The following is a 22144-nucleotide window of genomic DNA, read 5'->3' as shown; positions in this document are numbered from 1 at the left end:
ACCCGTAGGGTGCAATAAGGCCGCAGGCCGGATTGCACCGTTTGACCCACGACCTCCCTGTTGACGCCCTACAACCATGAATGACGCCCTGAACCAGCTGCAGCCCTACCCCTTCGAGAAACTCCGCGCCCTGCTGGCCGGCGCCCAGCCGCCGGCGGAGAAAAAGGCCATCGCCCTGTCCATCGGCGAGCCCAAGCACCGCTCCCCGGCCTTCGTCGCCGAGGCGCTGTCGGCCAGTCTCGATCAATTGGCGGTCTACCCCACTACCCTGGGCATCCCGGCCCTGCGCGAAGCCATCGCCCAGTGGTGCGAAGGCCGCTTCAAGGTGCCCGCCGGCTGGCTCGACGCCGCCCGCCACGTGCTGCCGGTGAACGGCACCCGCGAGGCGCTGTTCGCCTTCACTCAGGCAGTCGTGAACCGTGCCGACAACGGCCTGGTGGTCAGCCCGAACCCCTTCTATCAAATCTACGAAGGTGCGGCCCTGCTGGCCGGCGCCGAGCCCCATTACCTGCCGTGCCTGGCGGAGAACGGTTTCAACCCGGACTTCGACGCCGTGCCGGCGGACGTCTGGCAGCGCTGTCAGATTCTCTTCCTCTGCTCCCCGGGCAACCCCACGGGTGCGCTGATCCCGGTGGAAACGCTGAAGAAGCTGATCGCCCTGGCCGATGAGCACGACTTCGTCATCGCCGCCGACGAGTGCTACAGCGAGCTGTACTTCGACGAGCAGAACCCGCCGGCCGGCCTGCTTACCGCCTGCGCCGAACTCGGCCGCTCGGACTTCAAGCGCTGCGTGGTGTTCCACAGCCTGTCCAAGCGCTCCAACCTGCCGGGCCTGCGCTCCGGCTTCGTCGCCGGCGACGCCGACATCCTCAAGTCCTTCCTGCTGTACCGCACCTACCACGGCTGCGCCATGCCGGTGCAGACCCAACTGGCCAGCGTCGCGGCCTGGAATGACGAAGTCCACGTGCGCGCCAACCGCGCCATGTACCGCGAGAAATTCGACGCCATGCTGGATATCCTTGGCCCGGTGCTGGACGTCCAGCGTCCCGACGGCGGTTTCTACCTCTGGGCGAAGACCCCGGTGGACGACGAAACCTTCACCCGTGAGCTGTTCGCCCGCGAGCACGTCACGGTGGTCCCCGGCTCCTACCTGTCGCGCGCCGTCGATGGTTTCAACCCCGGCGCCGGCCGCGTGCGCATGGCCCTGGTGGCCCCGCTGGCCGAATGCGTGGAAGCCGGCGAACGCATCCGCCACTTCATCAAGGGCCTGTGAGATTCGAAGGAAAGACACCATGAGCATCACCCTCTACGGCATCAAGGCCTGCGACACCATGAAGAAGGCCCGCACCTGGCTCGAAGAGCAGGGCGTGGCCTACAGCTTTCATGACTACAAGGCATCGGCCATCGACCGTGCCAGCCTGGAGAAATGGTGCGCCGAGCATGGCTGGGAAACCGTCCTGAACCGTGCCGGCACCACCTTCCGCAAGCTGGAAGACGCGCAGAAGGCCGACCTGGACCAGGACAAGGCCGTCGCCCTGATGCTGGCCCAGCCGTCGATGATCAAACGTCCAGTGCTGGACCTGGGTGATCGCACCCTGGTCGGCTTCAAGCCGGACCTATACGCCGCCGCATTCAAGTGACTTGCCAGGGCGCGGTGCCGGGAACGATTCCCAGTATCTGCCCCATCTGATCAACACCCTTCAGCAAGAGGAATCCCCATGTCCAACGCTCTCTTCAGCATCGCCTTCGGCGTCGGCACCCAGAACCGCCAGGGCAACTGGCTGGAAGTCTTCTACGCCCTGCCGCTGCTCAAGCCGTCCGAGCAACTGGTCGCCGCCGTCGCGCCGGTGCTTGGCTACAGCGCCGGTAACCAGGCCATCACCATCAGCAATGCACAGGCCGCCCAACTGGCCACCGCGCTGAAGGACGTCGACGCCGCCCAGGCCGCCCTGCTGACCCGCCTGGCCGAAAGCCACAAGCCGCTGGTCGCCACCCTGCTGGCCGAAGACGCCGCACTGACCTCCACCCCGGAGGCCTACCTCAAGCTGCACCTGCTGTCCCACCGCCTGGCCAAGCCGCACGGTCTGAACCTGACCGGCATCTTCCCGCTGCTGCCGAACGTTGCCTGGACCAGCCAGGGCGCCATCGACCTGTCCGAACTGGCAGAGCGTCAGCTGGAAGCCCGCCTGAAGGGCGAGCTGCTGGAAGTCTTCTCCGTGGACAAGTTCCCGAAAATGACCGACTACGTGGTCCCGGCCGGCGTGCGCATCGCCGACACCGCCCGCGTACGCCTGGGCGCCTACGTGGGTGAAGGCACCACCGTGATGCACGAAGGCTTCATCAACTTCAACGGCGGCACCGAAGGCCCGGGCATGATTGAAGGCCGCGTTTCCGCTGGCGTCTTCGTCGGCAAGGGCTCTGACCTCGGCGGCGGCTGCTCCACCATGGGCACCCTGTCCGGTGGCGGCAATATCGTCATCTCCGTGGGCGAAGGCTGCCTGATCGGCGCCAACGCCGGCATCGGCATCCCGCTGGGCGACCGCAACATCGTCGAAGCCGGCCTGTACATCACCGCCGGTACCAAGGTGGCACTGCTGGACGACCAGAACCAACTGGTGAAAGTGGTCAAGGCCCGCGACCTGGCTGGCCAGGCCGACCTGCTGTTCCGCCGCAACTCGCAGAACGGCGCCGTCGAGTGCAAGACCAACAAGACCGCCATCGAGCTGAACGAAGCCCTGCACGCTCATAACTGAGCCAGGGTCCCGAAGCCTCGGCTTCGGGACAGCTTCCGACCAGGCCCGGACGCTCGTTTACACTTAGTAGACCGTGCATCCGGGCCTGTTCGCGTTCGAACCGGCCTTAACTCGCAACGCTTCCATTTCCGTGTGCCGCAGCAATGTCCCTGAACTCCCCCTGGCGCTCCGACTTCCCCGCCCTTTCGGCCCTTGAAGCCGAGGGCCAGACCTACCTCGACAGCGCCGCCACCTCGCAGAAGCCCCAGGCGGTGCTCGACGCCCTGCTCGGTTACTACGCCAGCGGCGCAGCCAATGTGCATCGCGCCCAGCATCTGCCGGGCGAGCGCGCCACCCGCGCCTTCGAAGGGACCCGGACGCGGGCGGCACACTGGCTGAATGCCGCAAGCCCGGCGGAAATCCTCTTCACCCGCGGCGTCACCGAGGCGATCAACCTGCTGGCGTATGGCCTGGAGCATCTGTTCCAACCAGGCGATGAGCTCGTCATCAGCGCCCTGGAACACCACGCCAACCTGCTGCCCTGGCAGCAATTGGCCCTGCGCCGGCAGCTCAAGCTGGTGGTTTTGCCGCTGGATGATCGCGGCGTGATCGACCTGGAACAGGCGCGCCGGCTGATCGGCCCGCGTACCCGCCTGCTGGCGGTGAGCCAACTGTCCAATGTGCTCGGTCGCTGGCAGCCGTTGACCGAGCTGTTGCCCCTGGCCCGCAGTCAGGGCGCCATTACCGTGGTCGATGGTGCCCAGGGCGCGGTTCATGGCCGCCATGACGTCCAAGCAATGGGTTGCGACTTCTATGCGTTCTCCAGCCACAAGCTCTATGGCCCCGACGGCGTCGGCGTGCTTTACGGTCGCAGCGAGGCACTGGCGCGTCTCAGGCACTGGCAGTTCGGCGGTGAGATGGTCCACACCGCTGCTTACCAGAGTGCCGACTTCCACGGCGCCCCCTTGGGCTTCGAGGCTGGCACCCCGGCCATCGCCTCGGTGATCGGCCTGGGCGCCGCACTGGATTACCTGGGCAACCTCGACGCCGCCGCCATCGCCGGCCATGAAGCAGCCCTGCACGCCAAACTCCTGGCCGGGCTCGCTGCACGAGACGGCGTGCGCCTGCTGGGCGACCCCGAACTGGCGCTGGCCAGTTTCAGCATCGAAGGCGTGCATAACGCCGACCTCGCGCACCTGCTAACCGAGCAGGGCATCGCCGTGCGTGCCGGCCACCACTGCGCCATGCCACTGATGCACCGCCTCGGCCTGCAGGGCGCCATCCGCGTGTCCCTCGGCCTTTATAACGACGGCAATGACCTGGAGCTCTTCTTCGGCGCCCTGGACAAGGCTCTGGAGATGCTGCGATGACCCTGCCCGCCAAGGCCCGGGAAGCCCTGGACGTATTCACTGCTGCCGGTGGCTGGGAACAGCGCGCGCGCCTGCTGATGCAATGGGGCGAACGCCTGGAAGCCCTGAGCGATGCCGAACGCAGCGATGCCAATCGGGTGCATGGCTGCGAAAGCCAGGTCTGGCTGGTTGCAGAGCGCCAGGGCGAGCACTGGCATTTCCGTGCGGCCAGCGACGCGCGGCTGATCCGCGGCCTGCTGGCGGTCCTGCTGGCCCGCGTTGACGGGATGGAAGGCAGCGAACTGGCGGGAATCGACCTGGCGGACTGGTTCAATCAACTGGGATTGGGCCGGCAACTGTCGCCATCGCGCAGCAATGGCCTGAACGCCGTACTCAAGAAAATGCGTGAACTGAGCCTGTAGGGGCGAATTCATTCGCCAAGCAGGACGCAGTCCTGCCGTAGGTTGGTGCGGGCCACGCTGGTCTGAGCCTGCGAAGCCCAACAAGGCGCGACCAGCATGCCCGAAATCGTTGGGCCTCGTTCCTCGGCACCAACCTACCAGGGGCCTTATCCCGCAGTACGCTCCGACGGCCTGCGCGCACCGGCCACCAACTTATCCACAATCCGCGCCGCCGCCACCATGCCGAAGGTGGCGGTCACCATCATCACCGCACCGAATCCGCCGGCGCAGTCCAGCTTCACGCCTTCGCCCACGAAACTCTTCTGCTGGCAGACCGAGCCATCCGGCTTCGGATAGCGCAGCTGCTCCGTCGAGAACACACAGGGCACGCTGTAGGTGCGTCCTGGAGTGCGGGAGAAGTTGTAGTCGCGGCGCAGGGTAGAACGCACCTTCGCCGCCAGGGGGTCGTTGAAGGTCTTGTTCAGGTCGGCGACCTGGATCTGGGCCGGGTCCACCTGGCCTCCGGCACCGCCCGTGGTGACGATCTGGATCTTGCGCCGCTTGCACCAGGCGATCAGGGCCGCCTTGGCCGCAACACTGTCGATGCAGTCGATCACCGCATCCAGTTCGGGGGTGATGTACTCGGCCATGGTCTCGCGGGTGACGAAGTCAGCCACCGCATGGACCACGCAAGCCGGATTGATGGCGCGGATGCGCTCGGCCATCACGTCCACCTTGGCCTTGCCCACGGCGCCTTCGATGGCATGCACCTGGCGGTTGGTGTTGGTGATGCAGACGTCGTCCAGGTCGAACAGGGAGATTTCGCCCACCCCGGAGCGCGCCAGGGCCTCCGCCGCCCAGGAGCCCACACCGCCGATGCCGACCACCGCCACATGGGCCGTCTGCAACCGGGCGAGCCCGTCCAGGCCATAAAGCCGGGCAATGCCGCCGAAACGCTCGTCTGTATTCATGCCGATCACTCCCATCGCCAACCTTCGGGCGGGCGCGCATTATAGGAAGCGCTCTCCTTCGGCCCAAGTCCATTGGCGCTGAATGGTGGCCCATAGATCCGGGCCCGGTCCGCCAGGGCTATAGTCGGCCGATAACAACAACGGAGCCGGTCATGCGCAATTTCACCTTCTACAACCCCACCCGCATCCATTTCGGCGAAGGCCAGATCAGCAAACTGGGGCGGGACGTGCCCGCCGGCAGCCGGGTCCTGGTGACCCACGGCGGCGGCAGCATCTTCCAGAACGGTGTCTGGCAGCAGGTAGAGGAAGCGCTGGCCGGGTATCAGCTGGTCCGTTTCGGCGGAATCGAGGCCAATCCGCAGTTCGATACCCTGGTCAAGGCCGCCGAGCTGGCCAAGGCCGAACGCTGCGACTTCATCGTCGCGGTCGGCGGCGGCTCGGTAATCGATGGCAGCAAGTTCATCGCCGCCGCGGCCTGCTACGACGGCGATCCGCTGGACCTGCTCAGCGGCAAGCGGATCACCGCAGCCCTGCCCATGGGCTGCGTGCTGACCCTGGCCGCCACCGGCTCGGAGAGCAACCCCCACGGCGTGGTCACCCATGTCGCCCGCCAGGAAAAGCTGCCCTTCTCCAGCGCCCTGCTCTATCCGCGTTTCGCCATCCTCGACCCGCGCACCACTTTCAGCCTGCCCCCCCGGCAGATCGGCAATGGCGTGGTGGATGCGTTCGTCCACACCATCGAGCAGTACCTGACCTACCCAGCCGACGCGCCCCTGCAGGACCGCTACGCCGAAGGCCTGCTGTTGACCCTGATAGAAGAAGGCCCCAAAGCGCTGGCCAACCCCGACGACTACGCTGTGCGCGCCAACCTGATGTGGTGCGCCACCCAGGCGCTGAACGGCCTGCTCGGCTGCGGCGTTCCCCAGGACTGGTCGACCCACATGATCGGTCACGAGCTGACCGCGCTCTACCACATCGACCACGCCCAGACCCTGGCCGTGGTGCTGCCGGCACTGCTGGCCGAGCGCCGCCAGGTCAAGCGCGAGAAGCTGCTGCAGTACGCCTCCCGCGTCTGGGGCTTGAAGGAAGGTGACGAAGAACAGCGCATCGACTCGGCCATCCAGGCCACCCGCGATTTCTTCAAGCGCATGGGGGTACCCACCCGTCTGTCCGAACACGGCCTGGATGCCGATGTGATCCCCCAGGTACTGGCGCAACTGGAGCGGCACGGCATGACCGCATTGAGCGAACGGCGCGACCTTGACCTGGAAATCAGCGAGCGCATTCTGTTGAGAGCGCTCTGAACCTGACCGAGGTCGACCGTCGGTCCAGACGCCCTGTAGGAGCTAGCTTGCTAGCGAAATGGGACCCTTCGCTGGCAAGCCAGCTCCTACGGGCAATGCAGCTACCTGCAACACTCAGCTTTCGTTCACCGGTCGAACTTCTCGCGCTGCAAGCAAACAAACCATCTGGCGGGGCGGCCATCCGGCTCCCCCGTCTGGTTGCAATCTATACAGCTGTTGGGCGCCGGGGTAGGATTCGCGCCGGCCAGCAATTCGCTGGCCCTACCCCCGGTTTCGTATGAAAAACCGCCTGCTGCAGGCCGTTCTCCTATGGGACCCAGTTCCTCGATTCGGAACCCTTGACCTCTATGCCATCGCGTAAATTTGGACTCAACCTGGTGGTCTTCGTGGCGGTTGCCGCGTTGTTCACCGGTATCTGGGCGCTTTACAACCGCCCGGTCACCGCGCCGGACTGGCCGGAACAGATCTCCGGTTATTCCTTCTCGCCGTTCCGCGCGGACCAGAACCCACAGCAGAACCGCTACCCCAACGACGACCAGATCCGCCAGGACCTCGAACTGCTGAGCAAGCAGACCGACAGCATCCGAACCTACTCGGTGGACGGCACCCTGGCCGACATCCCGCGCCTGGCAGAGGAATTCGGCCTGCGGGTGACCCTGGGCGTGTGGATCAGCCCGGACGAGGAACGCAACGAGCGCGAGATCGCCAAGGCCATCGAAATCGCCAACGCGTCCCGCAGCGTGGTTCGCGTGGTGGTAGGTAACGAGGCCCTGTTCCGTCGCGAAATCAGCCGCAAGGACCTGATGGTCTACCTGGACCGCGTCCGCGCCGCCGTGAAGGTGCCGGTGACCACCTCCGAGCAGTGGCACATCTGGCTGAAATACCCGGAACTGGCCAAGCACGTCGACCTCGTGGCGGCCCACGTGCTGCCTTACTGGGAATTCGTGCCGATGGAGGACTCCACCGAATTCGTCCTGGAGCGCGCCAAGGACCTGAAGAAGGCCTTCCCGAAAAAGCCGCTGCTGCTGTCCGAAGTGGGCTGGCCGAGCAACGGCCGCATGCGTGGCGGTGCTGACGCGTCCCAGGCCGACCAGGCCATCTACCTGCGAACCCTGGTCAACGCCCTCAACGCCAAGGGCTACAACTACTTCGTGATCGAAGCCTTCGACCAGCCGTGGAAGGCCAGCGACGAGGGTTCGGTGGGCGCCTACTGGGGCGTCTACAACCTCGACCGCCAGCCCAAGTTCGCCTTCGAAGGCCCGGTGATCGCAATTCCGCAATGGCGCATGCTCGCGGTGGCCTCGGTGGTTATGGCCCTGCTGGCCCTGGCTCTGATGCTGATCGACGGCAGCGCCCTGCGCCAGCGCGGTCGCACCTTCCTGACCTTCGTCGCCTTCGCCGGCGGCTCGGTGCTGGTGTGGATCGCCTACGACTACAGCCAGCAGTACAGCACCTGGTTCAGCCTCACCGTGGGTCTGTTACTCGGCGTCGGTGCCCTGGGTGTGTTCATCGTGCTCCTCACCGAAGCCCATGAACTGGCCGAGGCCGTCTGGGTGCGCAAGCGCCGCCGTCCGTTCCTGCCGGTGCTGGCCGACAGCGCCTACCGTCCCAAAGTGTCGGTACACGTGCCCTGCTACAACGAGCCGCCGGAGATGGTCAAACAGACCCTCGACGCCCTGGCCAACCTCGACTATCCGGACTACGAAGTCCTGATCATCGACAACAACACCAAGGACCCGGCCGTCTGGGAACCGGTGCGCGACTACTGCGAACAGCTGGGCCCGCGCTTCAAGTTCTTCCACGTCGCCCCGCTGGAAGGCTTCAAGGGTGGCGCACTGAACTACATCCTGCCGTACACCGCGCCGGATGCCGAAGTCGTGGCGGTGATCGACTCCGACTACTGCGTCGACCGCAACTGGCTGAAGTACATGGTTCCGCACTTCGCTGACCCGGAAATCGCCGTGGTGCAGTCGCCGCAGGACTATCGCGACGGCAACGAGAACACCTTCAAGCGACTCTGCTACGCCGAGTACAAGGGCTTCTTCCACATCGGCATGGTCACCCGCAACGACCGCAACGCCATCATCCAGCACGGCACCATGACCATGATCCGTCGCAGCGTGATGGACGAGCTGAAGTGGGCCGACTGGACCATCTGCGAAGACGCCGAGCTGGGTCTGCGCGTGTTCAAGAGCGGCTATGCAGCGGCTTACGCGCACGAGAGCTTTGGCCGTGGTCTGATGCCGGACACCTTCATCGACTACAAGAAGCAGCGTTTCCGCTGGGCCTACGGCGCCATCCAGATCATGAAGGGTCACGCCCGCAGCCTGTTCCTGGGCAAGGATTCCAAGCTCAAGCAGGGCCAGCGCTACCACTTCATCGCCGGTTGGCTGCCCTGGGTCGCCGATGGCCTGAACATCTTCTTCACCATCGGTGCCCTGCTCTGGTCGGCGGCAATGATCATCGTGCCGCAGCGGGTCGACCCGCCGCTGCTGATCTTCGCCATCCCGCCGCTGGCGCTGTTCTTCTTCAAGGTGGGCAAGATCGTGTTCCTCTACCAGCGCGCGGTGGGGGTCAACCTGAAGGACGCCTTCTGCGCGGCGGTGGCGGGGCTCGCGCTCTCGCACACCATTGCCAAGGCGGTGCTCTACGGCTTCTTCACCAAGAGCATTCCGTTCTTCCGCACACCGAAGATGCGTAGCAACCACGGCCTGATGATGGCCCTGGCCGAGGCCCGCGAAGAAGTCTTCGTGATGCTCCTGCTGTGGGGCGCTGCCATCGGCATCGCCATCGTCCAGGGCATGCCCAGCCCGGATGTGAAGTTCTGGGTGGCCATGCTGCTGGTGCAGTCGCTGCCTTACCTGGCGGCGCTGATCATGGCGCTGCTCTCCTCCCTGCCCAAGGGCCAGGAAGAGGAGCAAGAGGAGGTCGCTACCGCCTGATAGGCGAGCGAAACCCTTAAACGGCGGCCAATGGCCGCCGTTCTTGTTTTAAGATATCGGCCTTTTCATCCTCTGCGTTTCCGCGCTGCCCTCCGGAGCCTTCCATGTCGTCCCTGTCCCCCACCCTCGAACTCGCCTGCGACCTCATTCGCCGCCCCTCGGTCACCCCGGTCGACGAAGGTTGCCAGGACCTGATGATGCGCCGGCTGGAGGCCGCGGGCTTCCGCATCGAGCGCATGCGCATCGAGGATGTGGAAAACTTCTGGGCCATCCGGGGCGGCGAAGGCCCGGTGCTCTGCTTCGCCGGTCATACCGATGTGGTGCCCACCGGTCCGGTACAGGCCTGGCAGCACCAGCCGTTCGACGCCCTGATCGACGAACAGGGCATGCTCTGCGGCCGTGGCGCGGCGGACATGAAAGGCAGCCTGGCCGCCATGGTGGTGGCGGTTGAGCGCTTCGTCGCCGAACACCCGCAGCACAAGGGCTCCATCGCCTTCCTCATCACCAGCGACGAAGAAGGCCCGGCACACCACGGCACCAAGGCCGTCGTCGAACGCCTGGCAGCCCGTGGCGAGCGCCTGGACTGGTGCATCGTCGGCGAACCCTCCAGCACATCGCTGGTGGGCGATGTCGTGAAGAACGGCCGCCGCGGCTCCCTTGGCTGCACCCTGACTGTTCGCGGCGTGCAGGGTCACGTCGCTTACCCCCACCTGGCGAAGAACCCCATCCACCTGGCCGCACCGGCCCTTGCCGAACTAGCCGCGGAACACTGGGACGACGGCAACGCTTTCTTCCCGCCCACCAGCTTCCAGGTCTCCAACCTCAACTCCGGCACCGGCGCCACTAACGTCATCCCGGGCGAGCTGAAGGCCATCTTCAACTTCCGTTTCTCCACCGAATCCACGGTGGATGGCCTGCAGCGCCGGGTCGAGGCCATCCTCGACAAACACGGCCTGGACTACCACCTGGAGTGGGCGCTTTCCGGCCTGCCCTTCCTCACCGAACCGGGCGAACTGCTGGACGCGGTCTCCGCGAGCATCAAGGCCATCACCGGCCGCGATACGACGCCGTCCACCAGCGGCGGCACCTCCGATGGCCGCTTCATCGCCACCATGGGTACCCAAGTCGTCGAACTGGGCCCGGTAAACGCCACCATCCACCAGGTGAACGAGCGGGTGCTGGCCAGCGATCTCGACCTGCTGACCGACATCTACCAGCAGACCCTGGTCCGCCTGCTCGCCCAATGAAACTCATCTGCCCCCTTTGCCAGGCTGCCCTGAGCGCCCGTGACCAGGGCCTGGTGTGCCCGGCCAATCACAGCTTCGACCGCGCGCGCCAGGGCTACTACAACCTGCTGCCGGTGCAGCACAAGAACAGCCGCGACCCGGGCGACAACGCCACCATGGTCGAGGCACGCCGACGCTTCCTCGACGGCGGTCATTACGCGCCACTCGCCAGCCGCCTGGCGGCGCTCGCCGCCGAGCGCGACCCGGAAAGCTGGCTGGATATAGGGTGTGGCGAGGGCTACTACACCGGTCAGTTGGCCATGGCCCTTCCGGCCACCGATGGCTACGCCCTGGATATTTCCCGTGAGGCGGTAAGACGTGCCTGCCGCCGCGCCCCGCAATTGCACTGGCTGGTGGCGAGCATGGCGCGGGTTCCGTTGGCCGACGGCAGTTGTGACCTGCTCGCCAGCGTCTTCAGCCCGCTGGACTGGCAGGAAGCGCTGCGCCTGCTGTCCCCCGGTGGCGGCCTGCTGCGCATGGGGCCGACACGCGAGCATCTGCTGGAACTGCGTGAGAAGCTCTACGACGAAGTCCGCGACTACGACGACGAGAAACACCTGTCGCAGATTCCCGCGGGCATGCGCCTGGCCCACAGCGAAACGCTGAGCTATCGCATGCACCTGGCCGACGCCGAGGCTCGCGCGGACCTGCTGGCCATGACCCCGCACGGCTGGCGCGCCAGCGCCGAACGCCGCGCCGCGGTGGTGGCCGAAGCCTTCGATGTGACGGTGTCCATTCGCTACGATTGGATCGAGAAAATCTAGGGAGTCCCCCATGCGCCAACCCGATATCGAGATCTACCTCAAGGACGCCGACCAGGATGCCGTCACCGCCTGGCTCAACGCGGCGCTGGGTTCCTGCACGCCCTGGCAGCAGAAGGGGCAGACCTTCAAATGCCTGGCCGGGGATGTTCCCGTCACCTGGCTGCCCAAGGCCGTTGGCAAGTGGAATAGCCTCTACCTGGAAAGCGACACCACGCCCTGGGAGGATGATCTGGGTTGCGCACGCGCAGCCTTTGCGGCTCTGGGCGTGGAAATCCGCTGCGCACCAGGTGGCTGGCAGGAAGCGCAGGGCGAAGAAGACGCCGACCGCTGGATCAAGGTGAACGCGGAAGGCGAGCAGGAAATCATCTGGCGCACCGACTGATTGATCGGCAGCCCGATTAGGAAATCGCAGAAAGCAAAAGGCCCGTCACTGACGGGCCTCTTGTTTTGAGTCTCAGACCTTGGCGACGTCTTCCGCCTGCAGGCCTTTCTGACCCTGAATCACGGAAAACTCCACCTTCTGGCCTTCCAGCAGAGAGCGATGACCCTCGCCGCGGATAGCACGGTAGTGAACGAACACATCAGGACCGCTTTCGCGCTGAATGAAACCATAGCCCTTGGCGTCATTGAACCACTTGACGGTTCCGATCTCACGATCAGCCATTACTGCTCTCTCCAACTCGCAATTTTGTTGTGTACCCCCTTTGCTGGGGGTTTCGACGGTGCGGCAAAGACGTTCTTCTTGTTATATCCAACCCCGGCGGAATCAAGCTTGGAGCGGGTATTTCGAATGGCGTTCTTTTTATGACCGCGACCGGAGTATACGACAAGAGTTCGCGCTGAAAAGCACTTTTTTATGACAGTGCAGAATGGCCGTCCCATGCGGGCTGGACGCCCTTTTTTGGTTCCCGGACAGTACAAAATGGGGCATGAAGAAAGGCGGAAATGAACCGTCCAAAGTCCGATTTACCGCCTTACTTCAATAACTTGCACTACTTGGTGGCAAGTACGTCCTCAAGCTTCTTGGCCAGTGCCTGATATTGGAATGGCTCAAGTCGATAGGCCCAATCCAGTTTGCCGGGCACCTGCTCTTCGCCAAACTTCTGCTTGTCCTTGAGCACCAGCCAGGGCTGTTCGCCCTGCCCGTAGACCTCACCGCGCAGCTCACCCCCTTCGAAGGTGGAAAGACTGAACTGCAGCAGCGGCTTGCCCTTGAACTGCACCTGCGCCAACGGCGCGTTGTCGGCGAATTCCAGGCCGGCAAAGAGGGTCGCCATGCCATTGGCAGCCGCCTCGTAGGCCAGGCTACGGCCCTTGGGCAGTTGCTTGAGCTTGAGATTGGGCTCCTCGGCGGTATCCCGGTAGACAGTCAGCTGGCTGCCGTTCGGGTAGGTCACCTCCACTTGCCGAATGCTGGCGAAGGGGATAGCCGCCACCCGGCGGTCCAGCCAATTGAGTTCGCTCGTCGGCAGTGGCATCGCCTGGTCGACCAACCAGACCTGGTTATCGCCATAAAGGCGCACCAGCTGCCCCTTGCCCTGCTGTGCCGGCTTGCCCAGCAGCAGGGCAAGGGGCGTTTCGTTGCCGCGCTCGACCTTGATGCGCGAACCCTGCTCGCCGGCCTCGCCCTTGTCCGCCAGACCTACGCGAGCGTGCAGCTCGGGATTGGCGGTCTTGGCTTCCACCTTGCGTGCCTCGGCGAGTGCCCTCAGCAGCGCGGCTACAGGCTGGCCGGCCGCCGGATAGTCGGCCTTTGCCGGCAGCACCCAGACGCCATCTTTGCGCGCCAGGCGCAAGTCGGGCTGGCCGGGCACCTGCACGTCCAGCGCCGTCACGCTTTCCAGCTTGCCCTGCAGCTCCGGCAGCAGCAGCTCCCGGCTGGCGCTGGGTTGCGGCTGGAGCCGCGCGCTGTCCTGCTGGATGTAGTAGGCCGTGCCCAGTCCGGCAGCCAGCAGGGCGAGAAAGATCAGGCCTTTACGTCCCATATCGCCCTCCTCAAGCCTTGCGCCGACGGCGCCAGAACCACAGCACCAGCACGCCCAGGGTCAGCACCAGCGGCACCAGGGCGATATTGACGAACTTCAGGGTGCGTCCCAGGTCCTCGATGCTGGCATTGAGCTGGAAGTGCACGTCGCGCAGTTCCTTGCGGATGCGCAGCTTCTCCTGGATGAACTGCTGCAGCGTCGCCTGCTGTTCCGGAGTCAGTTCCAGCGCCTTGGCCGGGTCCTGGTTCTGCTGCAGCGACGCCAGCTTCTGCTCGGTGTCGGCCAGTCGCTGCTGGAGCACCTGTTCCTGCTCGCGGAACTTCACCTCGGCGTCGCGCTGGAGTTTCTCCACCACGTCAAAGGGACGGTTGAAGCGGCCACGGGAACGCACGCTGATCAGTGCATCGGAACCGGCCAGGTTGTCCAGGGCGTTGATGGCGAAGCCGGAGTTGTCGGCCCAGGGCTGCGGCACGCGCTGACCGAAGAAGTCCTGCACCTGCACCCACATGCGATCGCTGAGGATGTCGGTATCAGCCACGGCGATCACGTTGATGTTCTTCGCCGACTTCAGGCCATCCTTGCGGCCCTCGATGCCATCGGGGAACGCCGATTGCGCCGGACCGCTGATGCGCGCAGCCACCGTATAGCGCTCGCCGGTGGGCTTGAGCTCGCGGATCAGCTCCTCGGGGTCGGTCAGCATGCCGAAGCGCTGTACGTCGAAGGGCATGGCGTACTCGGAGCTCTGGATCAGCGGCATGAACTGGGTCTTGGCGCCTTCCAGCGGCTTGAGGATGCCCGCGGTGGCCACGGTGATGTTTTCCAGGCCCGCGGTGCTGACATCGGCCTGGTCGAGGCTGCGCTGGGGCAGGTTGAGCCAGGCAGCATGGCGCGCCGGCGGCTTGCCCTCGCCAACGCTCACCGACATGGCGTTGGCACCGTCACCCAGCACCTTGCCCGGCACCATCTGCAGGCCCCAGGCCTTGAACAGGGTGTCCAGGTCGGAAGCCTTGTCGCCCCCCGGCTCGCCCGGCATTTCCATGCCGCTGTCGGCCTCGCTCCACGGATCGACGAAGGCCAGCAGCTTGCCTCCGCGCAGGACGAACTGGTCGATGGCGTACTGCGTCTGCTGTGGCAAGTTCTTCGGATGCACCAGCAACAGCACCGAGACCTTTTCGGGAATCTGGTCGACATCGCTCTTCAGGCTCTCGATCTGGAAGAGCTGGCGGATTTCCTCCATCACCATCCACGGCGCGGTCGGCTGGCGGCTCATCATGTCGAAGCCACCATTGAGCTTCAGCCCGGAAATCACGCCCACTACCGGACGTTCCGGCTTGGCCAGGCTCTGCACCAGGCGGCTGATTTCGTACTCCAGGAACTCTTCCTGATCCAGCGGGAAGAACGGGATGATCTGGGTATCGTCCACGCCGTTGGTACCGGCCAGGCCGAAGTAGACCTGATCGCCGCCCTGCTGTAGCGGCACCGCTTGCAGGCCGAACTCGGCGGCCTTGTCCTCATCCTCGGAGAAGGGCTCGGGGTCGACGATGTGCAGCTTGATCTTGCCGCCAGCGGCACGCTCGTATGCCTTCAGCATCTCTTCCACGCGCCGCGCGTAGTTGCGCAGCACCACCAGGTCCTTGGCGGTCTTGTCGGAATAGAAGAAGTACAGGTTGATGGGTTCGTCGATCTCGCCAAGGATCTTCCTGGTCCCGTCGGAGATGGTGTAGAGCTTCTGTTCGGTGAGATCGACCCGCGCGTTGGTCAGGGTCAGCCCGGCGAGCATGTTGAACGCCAGGAAGGCCAAGGCGATCAGCAGCAGCCCGGCGCCGGAATACATCAGTCTTTTCATGTTCAGTCGGCCTTCTTCAGATCGACCACCACGGCGGTGGCGGCCAGCCAGGCGGCGATCAGGGTGACGAAGTAGAGCAGGTCACGCAGGTCGATCACGCCCTTGCTGATGGCATCGAAACGGGTGAGGAAACTCAGCGAGGCCACGGCATCCAGCAGCCATTGCGGCGCCCAGGCGCTGAAGGCGTCCAGCACCAGCGGGAAGCCGCTGACGATGAACAGGAAGCACACGCTGACGGCGAGGATGAAGGCGATCACCTGGTTCTTCGCCAGCGCCGACATGCAGGAGCCGATGGCGAGGAAGGCCCCGGACAGCAGCCAGCTGCCGATGTAGCCGGTGATGATGGCGCCATTGTCCGGCTCGCCGAGGTAGTTGACCGTGATCACCATCGGGAAAGTCAGCAGCAGCGCCAGGCCGGCGAAGGCCCAGGCGGCGAGGAACTTGCCGGTGACCGCTTCGAAGCGGGTGATGGGCAGCGTCATCAGCAACTCGATGGAGCCGGACTTGCGCTCCTCGGCCCACAGGCGCATGGCGATGGCCGGCACCAGGAACAGGTAGAGCCAGGGGTGGAAGTTGAAGAAGGGCGCGAGGCTCGCCTGGCCGCTTTCGTAGAAGCCGCCCAGATAGAAGGTGAAGACCCCGGACAGCACCAGGAAGATCACGATGAACACATAGGCCAGCGGTGTAGCGAAGTAGCTCGCCAGCTCGCGTTTGAAAATAACCGGCAACTGCCTCATGCCGCTTCTCCCCGGGTCAGTCGGCGGAACACCTCATCGAGACGGCCGCGCTCCACGTCCAGCTCCTTCACTTTCCAGCCCCGCTGATGAATCAGTTGGTTCACCTGCGGGAAGATCACTTCGCCCGGCTTGGCCAGGATGGTCAGGCCGCCTTGGATGGCGTTCTCCTCGATGCCGGCCACACCCGGCAGCACTGCCAGGGCCAGCATGTCCAGCGGCTCGTCGGCTACCAGCGTCACCGCCTGGTGGTAGCGGGAGCGGCTTTCCAGCTCGAAGGGAGTGCCATCGGCCACCACCTTGCCGGAAGCGATCACCAGGGCGCGGGTGCAGACCGCGGTGACCTCTTCGAGGATGTGGGTAGAGATGATCACGATCTTCTCGTGGGCCAGGCTCTGAATCAGCTGGCGCACCTGGTGCTTCTGGTTCGGGTCGAGACCATCGGTGGGCTCGTCGAGGATCAGCACGCGCGGATCATGGAGGATCGCCTGGGCCAGGCCGACGCGGCGCTTGTAGCCCTTGGAGAGGGTCTCGATGGACTGGCCGAGGACGTTATCCAGCTCCACCTGCCCCACCGCACGGGCCACCCGGGCTTTCTTCTCGGCACCCCGGAAGCCGCGCACTTCAGCGATGAACTCGAGGAAGCCGCGCACCGTCATGTCGCCATAGCAGGGAGCGCCTTCCGGCAGGTAGCCGATTTCCCGCTGGGCCTTGAGGGTGTGAGTCTGGATATCGAAGCCGAAGATGCTCGCGCTGCCGGAGGTCGGCGCGAGGAAGCCGGTGAGCATCTTCATGGTGGTGGACTTGCCCGCGCCATTGGGGCCAAGAAACCCCAGCACCTCCCCCGGTGCGACGCTGAAGGACAGGTTGTCCACGGCAGTGTGCTGCGCAAAGCGCTTGGTCAGATTTGTTATTTCGATCATGGCCTCTAGTCCCGTCGGGAACAGCCCCTGGCCATGCTGGCCACCGGGGCCTTGCAAAACGCTGGCGGACTATAAGGAGTCCCCCGCAGGCATTGCAAGACTGCCCCTTGTGCGAAAAGTTGCAGGAAAATTCGGGTAAAAACGACGGCCCGCGGCTTTTTGCGACGCGACGGCGAATACGGCAAACTAGCCGCCCCGAGCAATCGCTCGTTTCACAGCCTTACCCTGTCATGACCCGCTCCCCTTTCCGCCGACTCGCCTTTGGTGCCCTGCGCCGCCTGCTGTATCTCTGGGTGCGCTCCGAGACCATCAACCAGTCCGCCTTCACCTTGAAGCTAGACCGCAGCAAGCCGGTGTTCTACGTACTGCAGCAACCGTCGGCGAGTGACCTGGCGGTGGTGGATCGGGAATGCACCAAGGCCGGCCTGCCACGTCCGGTGCTGCCGGTGGCGGTGGGAGACCTGCTGGAGCCGACCGCATTCTTCTATCTGACGCCGGAGCCGGGCTGGCTAGGCGGCCAGGACAAGCGCGGCGCCTCCCCCACCCTGGTACGGGTGCTGGGCGCCATCCAGCAACATGCGGTGGAAGATGCGCAGATCATTCCGGTGACGGTGTTCTGGGGGCAGTCGCCCGACCGTGAAACCAGCCCCTGGAAGCTGCTCTTCGCCGACAGCTGGGCAGTGACCGGCCGGCTGCGCAAGCTGGTCAGCATCCTCATTCTCGGGCGCAAGACCCGCGTGCAGTTCTCCGCCCCCATCCACCTGCGTGAGCTGGTAGAGCAGGACAAGGGCCCGGAGCGCACACTGCGCATGGTCAACCGCATCCTGCGGGTCCACTTCCGCAACCAGAAGACCGCGGTCATCGGCCCTGACCTTTCCCACCGCCGCAATCTGGTCAAGGGCCTGGTGCGCGGTCCGCTGGTGCGCCAGGCCATCGCTGAGGAAGCCGAACGCGAGAAGGTCAGCCTGGCCACCGCCGAGGCCCAGGCGCTCAAGTACGGCAATGAGATCGCCTCCGACTTCGCCTACACCGCCATCCGTTTCCTCGAAGTGGTGCTGTCCTGGTTCTGGAACAAGCTCTACGAGGGCATCAAGGTCAACCATATCGAGCAGGTGCAGGAGATCGTGCACGGTCACGAGGTCATCTACGTGCCCTGCCACCGCAGCCATATCGATTACCTGCTGCTGTCCTACCTGCTGTTCCGCAATGGCCTGACCCCGCCGCACATCGCCGCCGGCATCAACCTCAACATGCCGGTGATCGGCGGCCTGCTGCGCCGTGGCGGTGCCTTTTTCATGCGCCGTACCTTCAAGGGCAATCCCCTGTACACGGCGGTATTCAACGAATACCTGCACACCCTGTTCAGCCGCGGCTTCCCGGTGGAGTACTTCGTCGAAGGCGGGCGCTCGCGTACCGGCCGCATGCTGCATCCGAAGACCGGCATGCTCGCCATCACCCTGCGCAGTTTCCTGCGCTCCTCGCGCCTGCCCATCATTTTCGTGCCGGTCTACATCGGCTACGAGCGCGTGCTGGAAGGCCGCACCTACCTGGGCGAACTGCGCGGCGCGAGCAAGAAGAAAGAATCCATCTTCGACATCTTCAAGGTCATCGGCGCCCTCAAGCTGCGTTTCGGCTCAGTGGCGGTGAACTTCGGCGAGCCGATCAAGCTGGCCGAATTCCTTGACCAGCAGCAGCCGGACTGGCGCGCCCAGGAGCTGGGGCCGCAGTTCCGCCCGGCCTGGCTCAACGACACCACCAACCAACTCGCCGTACGCATCGCCCGCCACCTCAACGACGCAGCGGCGATCAACCCGGTCAACCTTGTGGCCCTGGCGCTGCTCTCCACCACCCGCCTGGCCCTGGACGAACGCGCCCTGACCCGCGTGCTCGACCTCTACCTGGCCCTGATCCGCGCCGTGCCCTACTCGCCCCACGCCACCCTGCCGGAAGGCGACGGACAGGCGCTGATCCAGTATGTGCAGAGCATGAACCTGCTGGCGGAGCAGAAGGACGCGCTGGGCAAGATCCTCTACCTGGACGAGCAGAACGCCGTCCTCATGACCTACTACCGCAACAACGTGCTCCACGTGTTCGCCCTGCCCGCCCTGCTGGCCTGTTTCTTCCAGAGCAGCGCGCGGATGAGCCGCGAGCAGATCCTGCGCTACACCCGCGCGCTCTATCCCTATCTGCAGGCGGAGCTGTTCATCCGCTGGGACGCGAGCGAACTGGATGGCGTTGTGGACCAGTGGCTGGCGGCCTTCGTCGAGCAGGGTCTGCTCAAGGTGGAAGGCGACGTCTATGTGCGTCCGGCACCGAGTTCGCGGCAGTTCGTCCTACTGACCCTGCTGGCCCGTGCCATCGTCCAGACCCTGCAGCGCTTCTACATGGCCATCGCCCTGCTGCTCAACGCCGGCCAGAACCAGTTGAGCGCCGAAGAGCTCGAAGACCTCTGCACCGTCATGGCCCAGCGCCTGTCGATCCTCCACGGCCTGAATGCCCCGGAGTTCTTCGACAAGAGCCTGTTCCGCCACTTCATCCAGACGATGCTGGACCAGCGCGTACTGCGTCGGGACGAAGCAGGCAAGCTGGGCTATCACGAACTGCTTGGCGAACTGGCCGAAGGTGCTGCCAAGCGTGTTCTACCGGCGGAGATTCGCCTGTCCATCCGCCAGGTGGCATTCGATCGCCAGGCCGAGGTCGAGCCGGAAACCCCGGTATAAGCCGGCTGATCCTTCGCGCCAGGCCCTCGGGCCTGGCGCTTCTCCTTTGGGACCGTTCCCACATCCCAACTGGGCAACTCCCGGCAGGCTCGCCTGAGCCCCCTCCGTACCATTCGGCGCTGCGCCTCTCGGTCAACCGAGTGCACCACCAGCCCGAATACGGAAGACTCAATCCATGCTGCTGAGAACCATCACAGTCGAGAACGGCACCGGAGAGGCGGTCAACGCCGCCGTCCTGTGCAGCTTCGCCATCCCCCTGATCGATCGCAACATCCTCGTCTACACCCTCAACGAAGAAAGCCGCCAGGGCACCGCCAAGGTGTATGTGGCGAGCGCCGTCCCCCAGGAGAACGGCTACCGCCTTGCCGGCCTGGAGTCCGAGCAGGAATGGCAACACACCGTGCAGGTGCTCAGGGAGATCACCAGGGGGGAAGAGTCGTGAGCACGGCCAGCAAAGTGGAATTCCACTTCGTTCAGCTAAAGGGCGAAATCACCGGCGATGGCACCAACCCAGCCGTCTCGGCCGATCACCACTGCCTCTCCATCAACAGGTCTTCCATCAGCAAACTGATCGCCACCCGCGAAAGCGCCAACTTCGGCGATCCGCTACCGTCTACCCGCCCGCCACTGCTGGATGAAACCACTCCTGCGGCGACCTCCTTCCCCGCCATCGATAGCCGCGCCCTTGGCGTGGACTTCAGCCTGACAACACCGGCAGTCGTTGAAGCCGCGGTCGAGAAGCCCGCGCCGACAGACGAAGCAGTCGCGGAAGAGATCGAGCACGAGTCGGTTGACGCACAGCACGAAGCGGAAGCCTGCGCTGAAGTACCCGCGGAGCCAGTGCTCCCCGAACCCGAATCCGAGCCTGAGGCAGCCACTGAGCCCGGGCCTGGGCCTGGGCCTGAAACGAAAGCCGGGTTGCCTCTCGAGATCGAGGACCTGCCGAGCAACGGCGCCGAAATCGCCACGGAACCCCCACTGCCCCAACAGGCAACTGAAAATCTGATTGAGCCGGCAACGGTGGAGACAGAGCACCCGACCGCCGTGATCCAGCCTCAATCGGCTCTCCCCACCTTTTCCGACAGCGAGGCTGACAGCGTCCTGTGCGACGTACAGAGCACTCTCGACTCCCTCGCGGACATGGCCAAGGGCCTGACCCAGCAGAAGCTGGAAACGGTGAAGCAGCAGGAAGGCCTGGAGCAGCGCAAAGCCCTGTTGCAGGAGAAAGAACGCATCCTGGCCGATAAGGACGAACAACTACGTCTGCTGGAGGCACGGCTGACCCGCGAAGTCTCCAACCTGGAGCGCAACGCCGAGGACAATGCCCGCGCCCTGGTCGAACGCAGCACCGCTCTCAAGGCCCTGGCCGAAAGCGTCGAAGCCCGCGACCGCAGCACGACCAAGCTCGCCGAAACCCTGCGCCTGGAAAAGGTGCGCAATGATGAACTGGCCGAGTCCCTGGTTCGCCGGGCGGAATCCCTCGACGAGCGCGAGGCAGCACTGAACCGCAAGGACGACGAGCTCGCCGAGAAGCTCAAGCAACTGATCGCCGCCAAGGACCGCTTCCGTGCCCTGGTCAAGACCTTCAACGAAACGGTGCAGTTCAACAACACCCTGAACGCCATCTCCAGCACCGCGCTGGAGGATGGCCAGCACTGACCTCCCCTTCTCGCCCCCGATTCGGGGGCGATGTCTTTCCAGCCGCCATGGCTCGTCGCACGTTGCCTTCTATAGTGGGTCCTATCGATTCCATGCGACCCAGAGGTTCAGATGAAAGCACTGCCCATGATTCTCGCCAGCGGCCTGCTCGCTGCCTGCGCCGGCCAGCCCGCCGACGAAACCCGCCACCTGGAAGGCGAGGTCTTCTATCTGCAGCGCATGGCGCTCCCGCCCGCCGCCACCCTCAGTGTCAGCCTTCAGGATGTTTCCCTGGCCGATGCCCCAGCGGTGGAACTCGCCCGCCAGAATGGCCCGATCCAGGGCCAGGTGCCCCTGGCCTTCCGCCTCGACTACGACCCTGCCAAAGTCCAGCCCAACCACCGCTACGCCGTGAGCGCACGGATCGAGCTGGATGGCCGGCTGATGTTCATCAACACCGAGCATCACTCAGTTAAACTCGACGGCTCTGATCCGCAGCCCCTGCGGATAAAGGTCGACCCGGTCCGCTGAGTGCCGGGCAGACCGCCC

20 protein-coding genes are annotated in these 22144 nt (G+C 64.7%); 14 read left to right on the top strand and 6 right to left on the bottom strand.

Annotated features, from left to right (window positions below; translation table 11 throughout):
- The first annotated feature begins 76 nt into the window (after positions 1-76).
- The 5 genes from dapC (at position 77) to E8F06_RS13960 (ending at position 4503) form a co-directional block, all read left to right on the top strand.
- A complete protein-coding gene (gene dapC, locus E8F06_RS13980; protein ID WP_280368163.1) occupies positions 77-1273 on the top strand; it encodes a succinyldiaminopimelate transaminase in 1197 nt (398 codons plus the stop codon).
- 19 nt (positions 1274-1292) lie between these two features.
- The gene (locus E8F06_RS13975) at positions 1293-1640 is read left to right on the top strand and encodes an ArsC family reductase (protein ID WP_280368161.1); all 348 of its coding nucleotides are present in this window, start codon (positions 1293-1295) and stop codon (positions 1638-1640) included.
- A gap of 78 nt (positions 1641-1718) precedes the next feature.
- The gene (gene dapD, locus E8F06_RS13970) at positions 1719-2753 is read left to right on the top strand and encodes a 2,3,4,5-tetrahydropyridine-2,6-dicarboxylate N-succinyltransferase (RefSeq protein ID WP_280368159.1); all 1035 of its coding nucleotides are present in this window, start codon (positions 1719-1721) and stop codon (positions 2751-2753) included.
- Positions 2754-2896: 143 nt separating this feature from the next.
- Positions 2897-4102: a cysteine desulfurase gene (locus tag E8F06_RS13965; protein WP_280368157.1), complete on the top strand. Its 1206-nt coding sequence runs from the start codon at positions 2897-2899 to the stop codon at positions 4100-4102.
- Complete coding sequence (locus tag E8F06_RS13960) at positions 4099-4503, top strand: SufE family protein (protein WP_280368155.1); 405 nt, start codon at positions 4099-4101, stop codon at positions 4501-4503. The genes E8F06_RS13965 and E8F06_RS13960 overlap by 4 nt, the downstream gene beginning before the upstream one ends.
- 146 nt (positions 4504-4649) lie before the next feature.
- On the opposite strand, the gene tcdA is transcribed toward E8F06_RS13960, so the two are convergent.
- Entirely contained in the window at positions 4650-5453 is an 804-nt protein-coding gene (gene tcdA, locus E8F06_RS13955) for a tRNA cyclic N6-threonylcarbamoyladenosine(37) synthase TcdA (RefSeq protein ID WP_280368154.1), read from the bottom strand.
- A 152-nt stretch (positions 5454-5605) separates the two neighbouring features.
- On the opposite strand from tcdA, the gene E8F06_RS13950 reads away from it, so the two are divergent.
- The 5 genes from E8F06_RS13950 to E8F06_RS13930 all read left to right on the top strand — a co-directional run bounded on the left by E8F06_RS13950 (position 5606) and on the right by E8F06_RS13930 (position 12131).
- Positions 5606-6757, top strand: coding sequence for an iron-containing alcohol dehydrogenase (locus E8F06_RS13950; protein ID WP_280368151.1), 1152 nt, complete (start codon positions 5606-5608; stop codon positions 6755-6757).
- 347 nt (positions 6758-7104) lie between these two features.
- The gene (locus tag E8F06_RS13945) at positions 7105-9699 is read left to right on the top strand and encodes a glycosyltransferase (RefSeq protein WP_280368148.1); all 2595 of its coding nucleotides are present in this window, start codon (positions 7105-7107) and stop codon (positions 9697-9699) included.
- Positions 9700-9803: 104 nt separating this feature from the next.
- A complete protein-coding gene (gene dapE / locus E8F06_RS13940; RefSeq protein ID WP_280368146.1) occupies positions 9804-10946 on the top strand; it encodes a succinyl-diaminopimelate desuccinylase in 1143 nt (380 codons plus the stop codon).
- Positions 10943-11749 carry a putative RNA methyltransferase gene (locus tag E8F06_RS13935; protein WP_280368143.1) on the top strand — a complete coding sequence of 269 codons (807 nt, stop codon included), beginning with the start codon at positions 10943-10945 and terminating at the stop codon, positions 11747-11749. Before dapE ends, E8F06_RS13935 begins: the two co-directional genes overlap by 4 nt.
- Before the next feature lie 10 nt (positions 11750-11759).
- Complete coding sequence (locus E8F06_RS13930; protein WP_280368140.1) at positions 11760-12131, top strand: hypothetical protein; 372 nt, start codon at positions 11760-11762, stop codon at positions 12129-12131.
- A gap of 72 nt (positions 12132-12203) precedes the next feature.
- On the opposite strand, the gene E8F06_RS13925 is transcribed toward E8F06_RS13930, so the two are convergent.
- The 5 genes from E8F06_RS13925 to E8F06_RS13905 form a co-directional block, all read right to left on the bottom strand.
- On the bottom strand, positions 12204-12413 hold the full coding sequence (locus E8F06_RS13925) for a cold-shock protein (RefSeq protein WP_004421058.1): 210 nt from the start codon (positions 12411-12413) through the stop codon (positions 12204-12206).
- A gap of 328 nt (positions 12414-12741) precedes the next feature.
- Complete coding sequence (locus tag E8F06_RS13920; protein WP_280368137.1) at positions 12742-13734, bottom strand: DUF4340 domain-containing protein; 993 nt, start codon at positions 13732-13734, stop codon at positions 12742-12744.
- Positions 13735-13744: 10 nt separating this feature from the next.
- Positions 13745-15580: a Gldg family protein gene (locus E8F06_RS13915; protein ID WP_280368135.1), complete on the bottom strand. Its 1836-nt coding sequence runs from the start codon at positions 15578-15580 to the stop codon at positions 13745-13747.
- 2 nt (positions 15581-15582) lie between these two features.
- A complete protein-coding gene (locus E8F06_RS13910) occupies positions 15583-16317 on the bottom strand; it encodes an ABC transporter permease subunit (protein ID WP_280368133.1) in 735 nt (244 codons plus the stop codon).
- Positions 16314-17237: an ABC transporter ATP-binding protein gene (locus E8F06_RS13905; RefSeq protein ID WP_280368131.1), complete on the bottom strand. Its 924-nt coding sequence runs from the start codon at positions 17235-17237 to the stop codon at positions 16314-16316. Before E8F06_RS13905 ends, E8F06_RS13910 begins: the two co-directional genes overlap by 4 nt.
- 230 nt (positions 17238-17467) lie before the next feature.
- Between E8F06_RS13905 and plsB the strand changes: the two genes are divergently transcribed.
- From plsB to E8F06_RS13885, 4 genes are all read left to right on the top strand, one after another.
- On the top strand, positions 17468-19957 hold the full coding sequence (plsB, locus tag E8F06_RS13900) for a glycerol-3-phosphate 1-O-acyltransferase PlsB (protein ID WP_280368129.1): 2490 nt from the start codon (positions 17468-17470) through the stop codon (positions 19955-19957).
- A 175-nt stretch (positions 19958-20132) separates the two neighbouring features.
- Positions 20133-20399 (top strand): hypothetical protein, encoded by a 267-nt coding sequence (locus tag E8F06_RS13895; protein WP_280368126.1) that lies wholly within the window; start codon positions 20133-20135, stop codon positions 20397-20399.
- The gene (locus tag E8F06_RS13890; RefSeq protein ID WP_280368123.1) at positions 20396-21616 is read left to right on the top strand and encodes a hypothetical protein; all 1221 of its coding nucleotides are present in this window, start codon (positions 20396-20398) and stop codon (positions 21614-21616) included. Before E8F06_RS13895 ends, E8F06_RS13890 begins: the two co-directional genes overlap by 4 nt.
- 111 nt (positions 21617-21727) lie before the next feature.
- Positions 21728-22126, top strand: a complete 399-nt coding sequence (locus E8F06_RS13885) for a YbaY family lipoprotein (protein ID WP_280368120.1) — start codon at positions 21728-21730, stop codon at positions 22124-22126.
- Positions 22127-22144 lie beyond the last annotated feature (18 nt).

It is taken from the genome of Pseudomonas sp. BN411, from assembly GCF_029871235.1.
Lineage (GTDB): Bacteria > Pseudomonadota > Gammaproteobacteria > Pseudomonadales > Pseudomonadaceae > Metapseudomonas.
The sequence above is the reverse complement of the archived record's forward strand: the minus strand, read 5'-3'. Positions and strand labels throughout refer to the sequence as shown.

Coding starts and splice junctions, on each gene's coding strand:
- dapC (WP_280368163.1), top strand. CDS start 77: ATGAATGACGCCCTGAACCAGCTGCAGCCCTACCCCTTCGAGAAACTC.
- E8F06_RS13975 (WP_280368161.1), top strand. CDS start 1,293: ATGAGCATCACCCTCTACGGCATCAAGGCCTGCGACACCATGAAGAAG.
- dapD (WP_280368159.1), top strand. CDS start 1,719: ATGTCCAACGCTCTCTTCAGCATCGCCTTCGGCGTCGGCACCCAGAAC.
- E8F06_RS13965 (WP_280368157.1), top strand. CDS start 2,897: ATGTCCCTGAACTCCCCCTGGCGCTCCGACTTCCCCGCCCTTTCGGCC.
- E8F06_RS13960 (WP_280368155.1), top strand. CDS start 4,099: ATGACCCTGCCCGCCAAGGCCCGGGAAGCCCTGGACGTATTCACTGCT.
- tcdA (WP_280368154.1), bottom strand. CDS start 5,453: ATGAATACAGACGAGCGTTTCGGCGGCATTGCCCGGCTTTATGGCCTG.
- E8F06_RS13950 (WP_280368151.1), top strand. CDS start 5,606: ATGCGCAATTTCACCTTCTACAACCCCACCCGCATCCATTTCGGCGAA.
- E8F06_RS13945 (WP_280368148.1), top strand. CDS start 7,105: ATGCCATCGCGTAAATTTGGACTCAACCTGGTGGTCTTCGTGGCGGTT.
- dapE (WP_280368146.1), top strand. CDS start 9,804: ATGTCGTCCCTGTCCCCCACCCTCGAACTCGCCTGCGACCTCATTCGC.
- E8F06_RS13935 (WP_280368143.1), top strand. CDS start 10,943: ATGAAACTCATCTGCCCCCTTTGCCAGGCTGCCCTGAGCGCCCGTGAC.
- E8F06_RS13930 (WP_280368140.1), top strand. CDS start 11,760: ATGCGCCAACCCGATATCGAGATCTACCTCAAGGACGCCGACCAGGAT.
- E8F06_RS13925 (WP_004421058.1), bottom strand. CDS start 12,413: ATGGCTGATCGTGAGATCGGAACCGTCAAGTGGTTCAATGACGCCAAG.
- E8F06_RS13920 (WP_280368137.1), bottom strand. CDS start 13,734: ATGGGACGTAAAGGCCTGATCTTTCTCGCCCTGCTGGCTGCCGGACTG.
- E8F06_RS13915 (WP_280368135.1), bottom strand. CDS start 15,580: ATGAAAAGACTGATGTATTCCGGCGCCGGGCTGCTGCTGATCGCCTTG.
- E8F06_RS13910 (WP_280368133.1), bottom strand. CDS start 16,317: ATGAGGCAGTTGCCGGTTATTTTCAAACGCGAGCTGGCGAGCTACTTC.
- E8F06_RS13905 (WP_280368131.1), bottom strand. CDS start 17,237: ATGATCGAAATAACAAATCTGACCAAGCGCTTTGCGCAGCACACTGCC.
- plsB (WP_280368129.1), top strand. CDS start 17,468: ATGACCCGCTCCCCTTTCCGCCGACTCGCCTTTGGTGCCCTGCGCCGC.
- E8F06_RS13895 (WP_280368126.1), top strand. CDS start 20,133: ATGCTGCTGAGAACCATCACAGTCGAGAACGGCACCGGAGAGGCGGTC.
- E8F06_RS13885 (WP_280368120.1), top strand. CDS start 21,728: ATGAAAGCACTGCCCATGATTCTCGCCAGCGGCCTGCTCGCTGCCTGC.